Below are 14,207 nucleotides of genomic sequence, written 5' to 3' on the forward strand. Positions count from 1 at the left end.
CCCGTACGGTTATCGGCGGCTACTCCGTCTATGCCGACGGCTGCGGCATGCTCCCCGGCAGCGGTACGTCACCGGACTCCACCGCGGCGACGGCGAGCGCGGTCCGCGAGGGCGCTTGCCGTTTGCGCATCGCGGAGTGGACGTGCTTCTCGACGGTGCGGGGCGAGAGCCCGAGAACCCGGGCGATCTGTGCGCTGGTCCGACCCTCGACGAGCAGGCGCACCACATCGAGTTCGCGCGGCGAGAGCTGGTCGCCGTAGCCGGGGCGACCCGACCGTGCTCCCGTCCGGACCCCCTCGTCCGCGAGGGTGCGCCGCACCCGGTCCGCGTCCTCGGTCGCGCCGAGGGCGGTGAGGTGGTCGAAGGCCTCGCGGAGCAGGGCGACGGCCCGGTCCCGCTCGCCGACGGCGAGGTGACAGTCGGCCGCCGCCTCGCGGGCCAGCAGGGCGTCGTACGGCCTCGGAAGGGCGGTCCAGGCAGCGCCCGCCTCCTCGAAGAGCCCGGCAGCTCCGGTGAGGTCACCGCCGGCGCGGGCGAGCAGGGCCTCGGTCAGCCGGCGGGCTGCCGTGGCCACCGGCGCATCCAGGTCGCGGGTACCCGCCGCGAAGGCCTCGGCCGCGCGGACGGCCTCCCCGACGCGCCCGTCTTCGAGCAGGGCGCGGATCCGGAGCGGGGCGATCTCGGCGGCCCAGAGCCAGAGTCCCTTGGCCTCGACGAGCCGCCAGGCGGCGTCGGTGGCGGCCAGGGCCTCCTCGGGGCGGCCGGCGGAGATCGCCAGTCGTGCGAGCGCGGCGGACGGATCGCGGGACCCGTCGGCGGGGCCGCGCGGACGCCCGACCGCGATCGCGGCGCGGACCTGCTCCTGGGCCCGACGGTGGTCGCCGCGGGCCGCGTCGAGCAGACCGGCCAGCAGCAACGCGTCGGCACGCAGCACGGGTTCGTCGGCGTCAAGGGCCGAGGCCTGCCACTTCATGGGGCCCTTCCACCCGCCGGTGAGCCAGTCGAGATGAACGAGGGTGGCCCCGACGAGGTCGCGCAGGCGCAGATATCGGTGCTGCTCGGCCAGGGCAGCGGCCGCGTCGAGCCGACGCCGGGCGTCGTCGTAGCGGCCCCACAGCATCGCCGCCTCACCGAGGTTGGCGTACCCACGGGCGCGCTGCAGCACCTCGCCGGGGGTCTCCCCGCCGGCCGGCAGATCGCGCGCCGCCGCCCAGCCGGCAGGGTCGCCGAGTACCAGGAGCGTGGCGGCACGGTCCATGAAAAAGGCGAGCCGCTCCTCGGACGACGGGCCCGGCCCGGCCTCGATGAGACGCCCGGCGCGCTCCAGCCAGGCACGGTGATACGCCGCCGGGTGCGCGGTACCCAGCGGGCGGGCGAGCATCATCATCGCGTGGACCGCGGCGACCGGCCGGTCCTGGACCAGCCCCGGCACGGCCCGCTCCATCTCGGCCGAGGCACCCTCCACGTCACCGACGTGGAACATCAGCCGGGCCAGCTGCCAGGTCGCCTCGGTCCGCTCCTCCGGCGTGAGTTCGCCGGCGGCGGTCTCACGTAGCACTGTCACGATGTCGCGCAGTGGCCCGTTACCGGGTGCGGCGTACAGCGGCATGCGCCGAACCAGACGAGACACCGCCGCGCCGCGGACGGCACCGCCGGTGAGGAGGTCGAGAAGCAGCCCGAACGCCGTACGCGGGTCGCCCGACGAGATCGCGTGGTCCGCCGCCTGCTCGGCGTACGCAGCCCAGCGGCCCGGGTCGCCCGCCTCCCGGAAGTGCCGGGCCAGCTCGGCGACGCTGCGTATCGGCTCCCGCTCAAGGGCCTCTCCGGCGCGGCGGTGGAGGCGACCGCGCTCCATGGCGCCGAGGGCGTGGTAGACGCTGCGCGCGGCCAGCACATGACGGAACCCCACCCGGGCGTCGCGGTCCTCGTGCAGCAGACCGCCGGCAAGCGCCTCGACCAGACCGTTCTCCGCCTCGGACAGGGGTATACCGGCGACCTCAGCGACCAGCCCCGGTGCCCGCTCCCCCTCAAGTACGGCGAGCGCGGCCAGCGCCGCGCCGGCCGCTGGCGCCAGATGGGAGGTCCGCTCGAGCACGGCGTCGCGGATGCTGGGCGGGACGTCGAGCTCCGCGACGTCGCGCCGCAGCCAGGCGCCGTCCTCACAGACCAGGTCCGCACGGTCGTGGAGCAGACGGACGGACTCCTCGATCGCGAGCGGCAGCCCGTCGGTATGGGCGCGGAGGAACTCGGCGAACTCCGCCGAGACCGGCTCCCCGCCGAGCATCGAGGACACCAGGTCCGCCGTCCCAGCCGTGTCCAGGGGCCCGGGTTCCAGGCGGGTGACGCCGGTCTGGGCGACCAGTCGGCGCAGCAGCGACTCCCGGCGGACGTCCTCGGGCCGGTAGGTGAGGACGAGGCGCGGGCTCCGCTCCCGCCGGGACCGCAGGAACAGCAGGAGTTCGAGCGTGGTCTCGTCGGCCCAGTGGGCGTCCTCCACCACGAACAGCCCGATGCCGAGGGCGTCGACGAGTTCGACGAGCGCGCGGAGCAGACGGTGCCGGGCGGCCGCGGCGTCGGGTAGCGGCTCGGGCGCAGGCGGCAGTTGTTCGGCCCACTCCGGGAAGAGCGGCCGCAGCGCTCCCGCCAGCCCGGTGAGCTGCAGACCGGCGACACGGTCGGCCAACCGACGTACGGCGTCGACGACCGGGCCGAGCGTGTACGGCTCCCGGAACGGCGGGCACACCGCGACCACCGCCGTCTCCGGACGTCGCCGGAGGAGTTCGTGGACCAACCGGGTCTTCCCGATCCCCGCCTCACCCGCGATCACGACGAGACCCGCCCTCTCGTCGAGGGCGTGGTCGAGCAGTGAGAGGTCGCGGCCGCGGCCGACCAGACGGGGTACGCCGAGGTCAGGTCGGCGCGCCGGCACGCCGGCGCCCTTCGCTGCGGTCATCCCCGCCTCCGATCCAGCCCCGTGGACTCACTCTTCCGGACACCCCTTCAGCCCCCCACTCCGGCGTTCTGCACGCGTATGTCCGGTGGATTCCTCTGCTCGAAGCGATTCGGCAGCGGAGACTCCGGGTGGGCAGGCAAAGCGCCGCCGTACACTAGCGCGCCTCCCGACCGGCAGGAACCTGTCCCCACCAGAGGCAGCGCCGCCGGTGGACCGTCCTGCGCCAGGACAGTCAGGGTCTGGTCGGACCGTCCTGCGCCAGGACGGTCAGGGTCTGGTCGGGTGGGGGCGGGAGATGAGGACTACCGGTGCGCAGCGCAGCCGCACTGTGAGCCTCTCGAGCCGCGCGCCCGGTTCCACCTGCCCCCATGCCCCGAGCGTCCCGCCGAGGGCACCAACCTGCGCACCGGAGAGCAGCTACGGCAACCAGTTCGGCAGCACCGTCCCCGTCTTCGTCCAGTTCCGCATCCCCTGTGGGTCCCGGCGACCGGCGGCCCGAGCGACCCGGACAACGAGGCCCACGACCTCGTCATGTCCGTCTTCGGCGGCATGAGCAAGGCGGAACGCAACCGCATCAAGATCCGTGTCCGGACCGCCATGAACTCCCAGGTCCAGCCCCAAGACCGCTACCTCGACGGACGCCCCCCGTACGGGTATTTCTGTCGTCGCACCGCCCGATGCCGACGCCGTTCTCCACTGGATTACGGTGCCATCCTCAAGTCGACACATCTCAGGGATCTTTGGACCTCGCGCCGGGAGCTGCCCTGCGCCGGCACCCCAGCGTTTGAAGGCGTCGCACATGGTCTGCTCATCAGGCATATCCCGAACAGGCCCCTGCCTCCCCTTTGCAAAGTTGTCCAACCGGCTGAGAGATCTGAACCAGTACCGGAATCAGGCCGCGACGAGCTCCTGTTCGCGGTCCGGCGTCCTGACTACGGGCTTCTTGTTCGGCAGCGAGAGCCGGAAGACCTTGCGCCACGCGGAGTACACCTGCTTGGGCAGCGGCCCGGTGACGTACTCCAGCTCGTACTTCTCGAACAGCGCGCGCACCTTCACCGCGACCTCGGCGTACCGGTTGCTCGGCAGGTCCGGGAACAGGTGGTGCTCGATCTGGTGCGACAGGTTGCCGGTCATGAAGTGCATGGCCCTGCTGCCGCTGATGTTCGCCGAGCCCATCATCTGGCGCAGGTACCACTGGCCGCGCGTCTCGCCCTTGATCGACCGGCGCTCGAAGACCTGCACGCCCTCGGGGAAGTGCCCGCACATGATCACCGAGTGGGACCAGAGGTTGCGGACCAGGTTCGCGGTGAACGTGGCGGCGAGCGTGGGGAGGAACGACGGGCCCGACAGCAGCGGGTGGATCACGTAGTCCTTGAGCACCTGCTTGCGGATCTTGCGGCCCACGGCCCTGGCCCGCGCGCGGAACTCGGGGTTCTTGCGGCGGCGCTTGTTCAGGTTCTTGCCGAGTTCCAGGTCGTACGCCGCGATGCCGTACTCGAAGAAGCAGGCGTTGAGGAAGTTCCACAGCGGCTGGCCGAGGTGGAACGGGTGCCACTTCTGGTCCTCGTCGACGCGCATGATGCCGTAGCCGAGGTCGTTGTCCTTGCCGATCACGTTGGTGTACGTGTGGTGCAGCTCGTTGTGCGAGTGCTTCCACTGGTCGGCCGGCGAGACGTGGTCCCATTCCCAGGTGGTGGAGTGGATCTTCGGGTCCCGCATCCAGTCCCACTGCCCGTGCAGGATGTTGTGGCCGATCTCCATGTTGTCCATGATCTTCGCCACGGACAGCCCGGCGGTGCCGAGCAGCCACGCGGGCGGGAAGATCGAGAACAGCAGCACAGCCCTGCTGGCCAGCTCGAGCTTGCGCTGCGCCGAGATCACCTTGCGGATGTAGGCGGCGTCCTTCTCGCCGCGGCCGGCGATCACCTCGTCGCGGATCGCGTCCAGCTCGCGGCCGAGCTCCTCGATCTGCTCCGCGGTCAGGTGGGCGGTGGGGTCGATGGCGGTCAAGGTGCTCCTACCGTTCGATGTCGCAGGGGCCCGCCGCGGCGGACACGCAGGTCTGGATGAGGACGCCCGGCTCGGCCTCGGTGATCTCACCGGTGCGCAGGTCGCGGACGGCGCCCGCCTTGAGCGGCGTGACGCAGCCGAAGCAGATGCCCATGCGGCACCCGGAGGGCATGAGCACGCCGGCCTCCTCGCCGACGTCCAGCAACGGCGTGGCGCCGTCCGCGTCGACCGTCTTGCCGGTGGCGCTGAACGTGACCTCGCCGCCGTCGCCGGCGGCGACGATGGTCGGGCGGAAGCGTTCGGTGTGCAGGCGCTCTTGGACTCCGTGCTCGGTCCAGTGCTCTTCGGCGGCGTCGAGCAGGCCCGCGGGCCCGCAAGCCCAGGTCTCGCGCTCGGCCCAGTCGGGCACGAGTTCGTCGAGACGGGCGATGTCGAGCATGCCGTCCGTGTCGGTGTGCACCTCGGTGAGCCGCAGCTTCTTGTCCGCGACCAGGTCGTGCAGTTCGTTGCGGAAGATCACGTCTTGCGGCTGTGGCGCGCAGTGGACCATGACGACGTCGTCGAACTCGGTGTCGCGCAGCATGCCCATCACGGGCGTGATGCCGCTGCCGGCCGTCAGGTAGAGCACCTTGGCGGGCGTGGCCTGTGGCAGCACGAAGTCACCGGTCGCCTGGTCGAGCTGGATCAGCGTGCCCGGAGTCGCCCTGCGGACCAGGTGGTTGCTGACCTTGCCGTCCGGGATCGCCTTCACGGTGATCGTGAGGCGGCCGTCCCGGCGGTTCGTCGGCGAGGTGATGGAGTAGGCGCGCCACAGGCGCACCCCGTCGACGTCAACCCCGACCCGCACGTACTGACCGGCTGTGTGGCCGCGCCATCCCCGTCCCGGTCTGATCACGATGGTCGCGGCGTCACCCGTCTCGGGGTGCACGGCCTCGATGCGCCCGCGCAGGTCGGCGCCCGCACGCAGCGGACTGACCAGGTCGAGGTAGTCCGACGGCAGGAGCGGCGTCGTGGCCATCTCCAGCAGTTTCCACGCCCTGGTGCGGAGGGCTGTACTCGTCATGGCTCCAGCTTGCTGTGCCTCAGGGCGTAAGGTCCTAACCGCAGGACGTAAATCTGGACGGCAGAATTGTTCGCAGGGAATAAAACGTGAACCACGTGATCCGGAGGGCCAGTGAACTGGCCCTGGATGAGACGACGGTCGCCGTACTTCGGGCGGGGCTGAAGGCCACCGCCGACGAGGTCGTCCAGGCGATCATCGACGAGGTCCCTCCCTACGCCAACGCCCTTACGGGCCACATGGGCGCCACCATCCGCCGAGCCGTCCGCACCGCCCTGGGGCACTATCTGGACCTCGCGAGCGGGAACGCCACGGGCGGCGACGGCGGTGACGCGGCCTACGAGCTCGGCCGCGGCGAGGTGCGCGACGGCCGTTCGATGGACGCCCTGCTCAGCGCCTACCGCGTCGGTGCCCGCGTGGCCTGGCGATGCCTGGCAGCGGGGGCCGTACCCGCAGGTCTGCCCGCCGCCGAGGTCGCCAAGTTCGCTGAGCTGACCTTCGCCTACATCGACGAGCTCTCCGCGGCGAGCGCCGCGGGCCACGCCGACGAACTGGCCGCCCGGGGCAGGGATCACGAGCGTCACCTGGAGCACCTGGCCCGCGACCTCCTCGCCGGAGCGAGCCCGGACGTGCTGCTGGCCTCTGCTCAACGGGCCGGGTGGCAGCCTCCGGTTTCGCTGACCGCGGTCCTGCTGCCCAACGCCCAGGCCCGGCCCGCCTACCGCGCGTTCGACCCCAGCACCCTCGTCCTCGACGATCTGCCGGACGCCACCGGTGTGCTGCTCGTCCCCGACGCCGACCGGTCACATCTCTTGCGGCAGCTGACCGACCGCACCGCCGTGGTCGGGCCGGCCCGGCCATGGACTCGCGCGTCCGCCTCGTACGCACGAGCCCTACGCGCGCGCTCCCTCTCCTCCGATATTCGCGACACCGAGGACCACCTGCCCGAGCTGGTGCTGAGCGCCGACGTGGACGCGTTCGCGGACCTGCGCGCCCGAGCCCTCGCACCGTTGCGGACCCTGCCTGTCACGACCGCACGGCGGCTGGAGGAGACGTTGCGGGCGTGGCTGCTGCACCAGGGCAGGCGGGACGAGGTGGCGGCGGCGCTGTTCGTCCATCCCCAGACGGTCCGGTACCGGATGTCGCAGCTGCGGGAGCTGTTTCCGGATCTCGCATCGCCGCACCGGGTCCTCGAACTGACGCTGGCGGTCGGTCTCCAGGTCAGCTGACGCGGGGGCGGCCAGGCCGGGTCACCAGGGGCCGGCCGGGGGCCCGGAGCCTGGGGCCTGGCCGCTCGTGCCGGGGACCACCGTGGTTCCGCGACGGCCCCGTGCCTCCCTTCCGGCAGGTCAACCGGACGACCGACCGGGCCGGCCGGGCACACCGCGCGAGGGATGATGGGGGTGCAATGACGGAACGTGAGGTCAGGAGCCTCCATGACGAAGCGGGTTCACCGACCCCGTGAGGACGCGGAGTTCAATTTCATCCTCGGGATGAGCGGAGTTCCGGTCCTCGCCTACTTCACCGGGACATGGCCCAAGGCAATCGAGCCCTGCCGGGTGATGGACCTCGTCATCGGTGGCATCGCCGACGACTACACGGGCCGCCTGACGGCCGTCCGCGCCGACATCACGCGTTGTCCGGCCGCGACCGAGCGATACGGGATCACCGGAGCCCCGTCCTACGTCCTGCTGAAGGAGGGAGAGGCGGTGGCGCACGGCACGGGGCCCATGACCATCACCGAGGTACGGAAGTTCCTGGACGACCACCTCTGAGCGGCCACTGCGGCACGTGGCCGGGACGCCCGTCACGTCCCGCCTATGGGAGATGCGCCGCCTGAGACACCTTGGCGCTGAGGCACTTTGGGGCTGAGACACCTTGGGGCTGAGACACCTTGGGGCTGAGACACCCGCTGACGAGCATGCCGTGCTCGCGGACCACCCACCAGCCGGGGCTCGCCGCGCAGTTGGCCCGCTGGCCGAACCGCCGTCGTCGCTGTCGGGCACGCAGAGGGTCCGAGCTGGTGTGTGCACCGTGCACCGCGCGCGCCACCGGCGGCAAGGCGACTTGGGGGGCTTCGCGGTGATCGGACTGAAGATCCCGGATATGTACTGGGACGACGAGAAGGCAGTGCAGCTGCCGGTCGAGCACCGGCTCCGCAGCAGCCACTTTGAAGATCGGTGCCTCAGGCAGCACGCACCGGCGCAGCTGCATCCGCCCGGACCTGCATCGTGCCTGGCGACATCATGCTGCTGGACTACGCGGGCACGAGTTCCAACCTCGACCACGCGGGCGTGATCTACTACGCCGGTTCCACAACCGGCTCCGTGCTGGTCTGCCAGCACTCCAGCAAGTACAGGAAGACAACCCTTTCCGTGATCATGAAGCACCGCAAGGGCGTCACGGTCCACATCGCCCACATCACCCCGCACTGGTACTGAGGTAAAGATGAAACGCAGCTATGTGCTGTGGGCCCCGCCGGCCCTGGTTGTCCTGCTGGCCGCAGGCACAGCCGCCTGGGGCGCGCCGCGCGACCAGTGGGACTACCGCCAGGCGAGCCGGGCGGGGTTGCCCGCGGTGACCTTCACCGGCGACAAGACCGCCCCCGACACCCTCAAGCTCTACATGCAGCTCTTCATAGAGCGAGTGCGTGACGGTGACACGGACGGCCTGGAGGATCTGTCCAGGCACTCCTGGTTCGCCCGCCGCAGCGAGGCAGCCGGCGCCCGCTGGTTCATCCGCAGCTACGGCAGGGGCGCCGCAGGACCGGTCTCGATCAACATGACCGAAGAGGATCCCTACGACGTCCGAGGCGGCACGATCTGCTTCCGCCGCACCGGACAGCAGCAGAACTTCACCGTCTTCAAGCAGAACGGCCTGTGGCTGTTCGCCGTCTCCCCGGACTGGAACAAGCCACCGAACTCGTCCGGCAGACAGCCGCTGAAGGTCTGACTTGAAGGACACTGCCGTGAGGGCAGGACCTCGTCCCGACTCTCACAGCAGTGTCAGTGCGGGCCGGTGGGAGGAGACGGAGCCGTTGCGCCAGGACTCCGGCGTTCTCGTCATCGGTCCGACGTGGCCGGGATGGGGCTGATGCCCGAACTGCCCTGGCAGCGCCGCCCCCGCGCCAACGAACTCCTCCCAGCCCTCCGCAACCCCCACCGCGCATTCCACGCCGTCGTGACCGGCGAACCGCAGCGCACCTTCTACGGCAACCAGTTCGACAACACCTTCCCCGCCTTCGTCCGCTTCCGCATCCCCCTGTGGGTCGATCGGCATGCGCCTCCCGTGCCCCCGGTTTCGCGCGACGGACGCGCCCTCCGGCCGCGTAGAGCAGACGACGGATTCGCCACGGAGAGGATGGAGGGGACTGCACAGTGACAGCGCGTGCACTCAAGGGGGCACTGAGGGGTGCCAGGGGTACGGCGATCGCGGCGGCCGCGATGGCCGTGCTGACCGCGTCGCAGGCGCCGAGGGCGGTCTCGGCCGAGGCCGTGGAGCCCGCGCGTGCGGCGGCTCCCGCCGGGCACGGCCTCAGCGTGTCCGGCGACACCCCGTACCGCCCCGGCCTTCCTCCGCTGCGGACGCGGAAGAAGGGCTCGGCACGGGGAGTGACGGGCGGCGGTGCCCTGCCCGCGAGCGTGTTCGCCGCGTACCGGCGTGCCGAGGAGGAGCTGGCGCGCAGCGCGCCGCGCTGCGGACTGCGCTGGCAGCTGCTGGCCGCGATCGGCCAGGTGGAGTCCGGGCAGGCAAGGGGCGGCCGGGTGACCCCGGACGGGACGACCGTGACGCCCATTCTCGGCCCGCGGCTGACCGGCGGCGCCTTCGCCGTCGTGGCTGACACCGACGGCGGCGCGTACGACGGGGACAGGATGTACGACCGCGCGGTCGGCCCGATGCAGTTCATCCCGTCCACCTGGGCCCGCTGGGGAGCGGACGGCAACGGCGACGGACGGACCGACCCGAACAACGTCTACGACGCGGCGCTCGCCGCCGGCCGCTACCTGTGCGCGGGCGGCCGGGACCTGTCGAACCCCGCCGACCTGGACCGGGCGATCCTGGGCTACAACCACTCCGACGCCTATCTGCGCACCGTCAAGGCGTGGTACGCGTACTACCTGACCGGACACCGCGTGGTGCCGGACGCGTCCGGCGGATCCCGGTCGGACCGGCCGAAGCCCTCCCGCCGGGAGAACCCGAGGAGGCCGAAGCCGTCGGACGACCGGAAGCCGGGCCCTGATCCTTCGCACACGCCGTCGGCCCCGCCCGCCTCGCTCACCCCCAGCCCGTCCCCCAAGGCCGGCGTCCCCACGGAGTCCGGGCCGCCGCTGGTTCCCGTCCCCGAACCGACCCTCACGCTGCCCGGCGGCGGTGTGCTGCCCGACGCGGGGCCGCTGACCACCGGCAACGGCTGGAACACGATGGACGTCTCCCCCTCCACAACTGCCACTACTCGGGGGTAATGTCGCGACCCGCCGGAAGCACAGGACCGGCGGGTGAGTGCGAAGGGGCCCTCATGGCGACGGACATGCCTGCGGACACAGCGGCCGCCGACGAGCGTTGGCTGCGCATGTGGAGCCAACGCGAGCAGCTGCTCAGGGTGGCCAGGCGGCGGTCCGTGAGCCAGGAGGACGCCGAGGACGCCGTTCACGAGGCGATGCTGCGGGCCGCGGAGCGCCCGGACCTCGACGACGAACGGCTCGGCGCCTGGCTGACGACGGTGACGATGCGGCTGTGCGTCGACCGGCACCGGCAGGTCAACCGCGAGGCCGAGGTGGGCAGCCGCCCCACACTCGTCGCGCCGGGCCCGGTACCCGTCGAGGATGCGGTGTGCGACCGGGCCGAGGCGAAGTGGCTCGCCGTGCGCAGCGGCGAGCTGCCCGCCCGGCAGGCGGAGGCGCTGCGGCTGAAGTCGGAGGACCTGGACGTCGGCCAGGTCGCCGTGCGTATGGGGCTGAGCTACCGGACCGTCGAGTCCCTGCTGGCCCGCGCCCGGCGAACGCTGCGCGCCTCGCTGGCCGGGACGCTCGGGCTCGTGCTGTTCCTGCTGGGACGCGGCCGGCCGCACGCGGGCGGCAAGGCGCAGGCGGTGGCCATGGCCTCGACGGCGGCGACGCTGGTGGTGGCGGGCTTCGCGCTGCCGTACGCGCTGGGCGGGGGCGGGCAGGGGCCGGCGCCCCGGCCGGCGGTGTCCGCCGGTGCCGGGGCGATCCGGTCGGACAGCACGGCCCGGGTGCGGATCCCCGGGACGCCCGAAGGCGCGCGCAGGCCGGCGGGCCGCGTGCACCGGCCGGCCGCGTCCACTGCCGACGGGTCGTCGGCGAAGACATCCCTGCCATCCGTGCCGGCCCTGCCTGCCGTCCCGGCGGCCTCGCTTCCGAGCCTGTCGGCTCCCGCGGTCCCGCGGGTTCCGGACCTTCCGGTTGCGTCGGCCGTCCCCTCGCCGCCGTCGGTCGCGCCGGTCCCGGCCCCTGACGCCGTGCCGTCCGCCCCGCGCGTCGTGCCCACCGCGAGTACGCCTCCCGTGCAGCTGCCGTAGGGCCCGCGAAACCAGTCCGAAAAAAATCCGGGTCCGCCGCGACGGACGCCCCGCCCCTCCCCGTAGAGCAGTCGTCGGAGCTGTTCACGGGCGAGGGCACGGGCGAAGGGCGGGACCGGATGGGTGTCGAGATCTGTGTGGAAGGGCTGACCAAGTCCTTCGGTCACCAGGTCATCTGGCAGGACGTCTCACTGACGCTGCCCGCCGGGGAGGTCTCGGTCATGCTCGGCCCGTCCGGGACGGGCAAGTCGGTGTTCCTCAAGACGCTCGTCGGCCTGCTCAAGCCGGACCGCGGCTCGGTCACGGTGGCCGGGCGGGACATCACCACACTGCGTGAGCACGATCTGTACGAGGTGCGGAAGTTGTTCGGCGTGCTGTTCCAGGACGGCGCGCTGTTCGGCTCGATGAACCTGTACGACAACATCGCCTTCCCCCTGCACGAGCACACCCGCAAGTCGGAGAGCGAGATCCGCCGGATCGTGCTCGAGAAGATGGAGCTGGTCGGGCTGCTCGGTGCCGAGGCCAAGCTGCCCGGCGAGATCTCCGGCGGTATGCGCAAACGCGCCGGGCTCGCCCGGGCGCTGGTCCTGGACCCGGAGATCATCCTCTTCGACGAGCCGGACTCCGGCCTCGACCCGGTGCGCGTGGCCTACCTCAACCAGCTCATCGTCGACCTCAACGCGCAGATCGACGCGACCTTCCTCATCGTCACCCACGACATCGCCTCCGCCCGCCAGGTCCCCGACAACATCGGGCTGTTGTTCCGGCGCGAGCTGGTGATGTTCGGGCCCCGCGAACAGCTGCTGACCAGCGACGAGCCCGTCGTCCGCCAGTTCCTGAACGGCCGGATGCAGGGGCCGATCGGCATGGCGGAGGAGAAGGACGCGGCCCAGGTCGAACAGGAACTCGCCCAGGTCCAGGAACCCACCGGTCCTCCCGGCAGCAGGCCCCTGACCCCCCGCCTGCTGCCGGGCCCCGGCATCACCCGACCGCCCCGCTGGGAGGCGATCGCGACACGGGAGGCCGAGCTGCAGCGCAAGGAGGTGGCCGACGCATGAGCCTGTCCCCCACCGGTGCGCTGCGGCACTCGGGCAACCTGTTCGCGATGGCCCTGGACGTCGTCCGGACCCTGCCCAGACGGCCTTTCCAGGCAAGGGAGTTCATCCAGCAGGCGTGGTTCGTCGCGAGTGTCACGATCCTGCCCACCGCCCTCGTGTCCATCCCCTTCGGCGCGGTCATCGCGCTCCAGATCGGCAGCCTGACCCGGCAGCTCGGTGCCCAGTCGTTCTCCGGGGCCGCGTCCGTCCTCGCGGTGCTGCGCGAGGCCTCGCCGATCGTCACGGCGCTGCTGATCGCGGGCGCGGGAGGCACGGCGATCTGCGCGGACCTCGGGGCGCGCAAGATCCGGGACGAGATCGACGCGATGCAGGTGCTCGGCATCGACCCGATCCACCGGCTGGTGGTGCCGCGCGTGCTGGCCTCGATGGTGGTGGCCGTGCTGCTCAACGGTCTGGTGTCGGTCGTCGGCGTCGCGGGCGGCTATTTCTTCAACGTCATCCTGCAGAACGGCACACCCGGCGCCTACCTGGCCTCCTTCACCACCCTCGCCCAGCTGGACGACCTGTGGGCGGCCGAGCTGAAGGCGCTGGTGTTCGGGGCGATCGCCGCGATCGTCGCCTCCTACAAGGGGCTGACCGCGCAGGGCGGCCCGAAGGGCGTGGGCGACGCGGTCAACCAGTCGGTCGTGATCACCTTCATGTTGCTGTTCGTGACCAACTTCGTGATGACCGCGGTGTACTTCCAGGTCGTCCCGCAGAGGGGTTAGCCAATGCGACTTCTCAGCCGTCCACTGGACGCTCTCGAAGAGCTCGGATCCCAGCTCTCCTTCTACGGGCGCTCACTGGCCTGGACGGGCCGCACCGTCCGCCGCTACAAGAAGGAGATCCTGCGGCTGCTCGCCGAGGTGAGCTTCGGCCGGGGCGCCCTCGCCGTCGTCGGCGGCACGGTCGGCGTGATCGCCTTCCTCTCCTTCTTCACCGGAACCGAGGTCGGCCTCCAGGGCTACGCGGCCCTCAACCAGCTCGGCACCTCCAACTTCGTCGCGTTCCTGTCGGCGTACTTCAACACCCGGGAGATCGCCCCGCTGGTGGCCGGACTCGCCCTGTCCGCGACGGTCGGCGCCGGGTTCACCGCGCAGCTCGGTGCGATGCGGATCAGCGAGGAGACCGACGCGCTGGAGGTGATGGGCGTCCCGTCGCTGCCGTTCCTGGTGACGACGCGAATGATCGCCGGCTTCGTCGCGGTGATCCCGCTGTACGTGATCGGGCTGTTGTCCTCGTACCTCGCCGCCCGCACCGTCACGACCGGTTACTACGGGCAGTCGACGGGCACCTACGACCACTACTTCCACCAGTACCTGCCGCCGGTAGACGTCTTCTGGTCCTTCGGCAAGGTGATCGTCTTCGCCGTCCTGATCATCCTGGTGCACTGCTACTACGGCTACCACGCGAGCGGCGGCCCGGCGGGCGTCGGCGTCGCGGTCGGCCGTGCGGTGCGGACCTCGATCGTCGCCATCAACGTCCTGGACTTCTTCCTGAGCTTCGCGATCTGGGGCGCCAACACGACCGTACGGATCGCGGGGTGAG

13 protein-coding genes are annotated in these 14,207 nt (G+C 71.3%); 9 read left to right on the plus strand and 4 right to left on the minus strand.

Annotation, left to right across the window (positions count from 1 at the left end):
* Positions 1–28 precede the first annotated feature (28 nt).
* From BLW82_RS07160 to BLW82_RS07175, 3 genes are all read right to left on the minus strand, one after another.
* Entirely contained in the window at positions 29–2,953 is a 2,925-nt protein-coding gene (locus tag BLW82_RS07160; protein WP_093498018.1) for an ATP-binding protein, read from the minus strand.
* Positions 2,954–3,844: 891 nt separating this feature from the next.
* Entirely contained in the window at positions 3,845–4,963 is a 1,119-nt protein-coding gene (locus tag BLW82_RS07170) for a fatty acid desaturase family protein (RefSeq protein WP_093498019.1), read from the minus strand.
* Positions 4,964–4,970: 7 nt separating this feature from the next.
* A complete protein-coding gene (locus BLW82_RS07175) occupies positions 4,971–6,026 on the minus strand; it encodes a ferredoxin reductase (RefSeq protein WP_093498020.1) in 1,056 nt (351 codons plus the stop codon).
* An 86-nt stretch (positions 6,027–6,112) separates the two neighbouring features.
* On the opposite strand from BLW82_RS07175, the gene BLW82_RS07180 reads away from it, so the two are divergent.
* From BLW82_RS07180 to BLW82_RS07195, 4 genes are all read left to right on the plus strand, one after another.
* Entirely contained in the window at positions 6,113–7,252 is a 1,140-nt protein-coding gene (locus BLW82_RS07180) for a PucR family transcriptional regulator (RefSeq protein WP_093498021.1), read from the plus strand.
* A 207-nt stretch (positions 7,253–7,459) separates the two neighbouring features.
* Positions 7,460–7,798 (plus strand): thioredoxin family protein, encoded by a 339-nt coding sequence (locus BLW82_RS07185; protein WP_093498022.1) that lies wholly within the window; start codon positions 7,460–7,462, stop codon positions 7,796–7,798.
* A 456-nt stretch (positions 7,799–8,254) separates the two neighbouring features.
* Positions 8,255–8,464 (plus strand): hypothetical protein, encoded by a 210-nt coding sequence (locus tag BLW82_RS44285; protein WP_177232863.1) that lies wholly within the window; start codon positions 8,255–8,257, stop codon positions 8,462–8,464.
* A 7-nt stretch (positions 8,465–8,471) separates the two neighbouring features.
* The gene (locus BLW82_RS07195) at positions 8,472–8,975 is read left to right on the plus strand and encodes a hypothetical protein (RefSeq protein ID WP_093498024.1); all 504 of its coding nucleotides are present in this window, start codon (positions 8,472–8,474) and stop codon (positions 8,973–8,975) included.
* Positions 8,976–9,017: 42 nt separating this feature from the next.
* Here the strand turns inward: BLW82_RS07195 and BLW82_RS43855 are convergent, their stop codons facing one another.
* A complete protein-coding gene (locus BLW82_RS43855) occupies positions 9,018–9,302 on the minus strand; it encodes a hypothetical protein (RefSeq protein ID WP_143063647.1) in 285 nt (94 codons plus the stop codon).
* Between the two features lie 98 nt (positions 9,303–9,400).
* On the opposite strand from BLW82_RS43855, the gene BLW82_RS07205 reads away from it, so the two are divergent.
* From BLW82_RS07205 to BLW82_RS07225, 5 genes are all read left to right on the plus strand, one after another.
* Positions 9,401–10,486, plus strand: a complete 1,086-nt coding sequence (locus BLW82_RS07205) for a lytic transglycosylase domain-containing protein (RefSeq protein WP_371131310.1) — start codon at positions 9,401–9,403, stop codon at positions 10,484–10,486.
* Between the two features lie 65 nt (positions 10,487–10,551).
* Positions 10,552–11,562, plus strand: a complete 1,011-nt coding sequence (locus BLW82_RS07210) for a sigma-70 family RNA polymerase sigma factor (protein WP_256215687.1) — start codon at positions 10,552–10,554, stop codon at positions 11,560–11,562.
* A gap of 119 nt (positions 11,563–11,681) precedes the next feature.
* The gene (locus BLW82_RS07215) at positions 11,682–12,620 is read left to right on the plus strand and encodes an ABC transporter ATP-binding protein (RefSeq protein WP_093498028.1); all 939 of its coding nucleotides are present in this window, start codon (positions 11,682–11,684) and stop codon (positions 12,618–12,620) included.
* Positions 12,617–13,387, plus strand: coding sequence for an MlaE family ABC transporter permease (locus tag BLW82_RS07220; protein ID WP_093498029.1), 771 nt, complete (start codon positions 12,617–12,619; stop codon positions 13,385–13,387). Before BLW82_RS07215 ends, BLW82_RS07220 begins: the two co-directional genes overlap by 4 nt.
* Before the next feature lie 3 nt (positions 13,388–13,390).
* Positions 13,391–14,206 (plus strand): MlaE family ABC transporter permease, encoded by an 816-nt coding sequence (locus tag BLW82_RS07225; protein ID WP_093498030.1) that lies wholly within the window; start codon positions 13,391–13,393, stop codon positions 14,204–14,206.
* Position 14,207 lies beyond the last annotated feature (1 nt).

Source organism: Streptomyces sp. Ag109_O5-10 (genome assembly GCF_900105755.1).
Taxonomy (GTDB): domain Bacteria; phylum Actinomycetota; class Actinomycetes; order Streptomycetales; family Streptomycetaceae; genus Streptomyces.

Bases quoted from the DNA above. Each gene is read 5' to 3' on its own strand.
- BLW82_RS43855 (WP_143063647.1), bottom strand. From the start codon at position 9,302: ATGCCGATCGACCCACAGGGGGATGCGGAAGCGGACGAAGGCGGGGAA.
- BLW82_RS07160 (WP_093498018.1), bottom strand. From the start codon at position 2,953: ATGACCGCAGCGAAGGGCGCCGGCGTGCCGGCGCGCCGACCTGACCTC.
- BLW82_RS07185 (WP_093498022.1), top strand. From the start codon at position 7,460: ATGACGAAGCGGGTTCACCGACCCCGTGAGGACGCGGAGTTCAATTTC.
- BLW82_RS07215 (WP_093498028.1), top strand. From the start codon at position 11,682: ATGGGTGTCGAGATCTGTGTGGAAGGGCTGACCAAGTCCTTCGGTCAC.
- BLW82_RS07225 (WP_093498030.1), top strand. From the start codon at position 13,391: ATGCGACTTCTCAGCCGTCCACTGGACGCTCTCGAAGAGCTCGGATCC.
- BLW82_RS07175 (WP_093498020.1), bottom strand. From the start codon at position 6,026: ATGACGAGTACAGCCCTCCGCACCAGGGCGTGGAAACTGCTGGAGATG.
- BLW82_RS07210 (WP_256215687.1), top strand. From the start codon at position 10,552: ATGCCTGCGGACACAGCGGCCGCCGACGAGCGTTGGCTGCGCATGTGG.
- BLW82_RS07220 (WP_093498029.1), top strand. From the start codon at position 12,617: ATGAGCCTGTCCCCCACCGGTGCGCTGCGGCACTCGGGCAACCTGTTC.
- BLW82_RS07195 (WP_093498024.1), top strand. From the start codon at position 8,472: ATGAAACGCAGCTATGTGCTGTGGGCCCCGCCGGCCCTGGTTGTCCTG.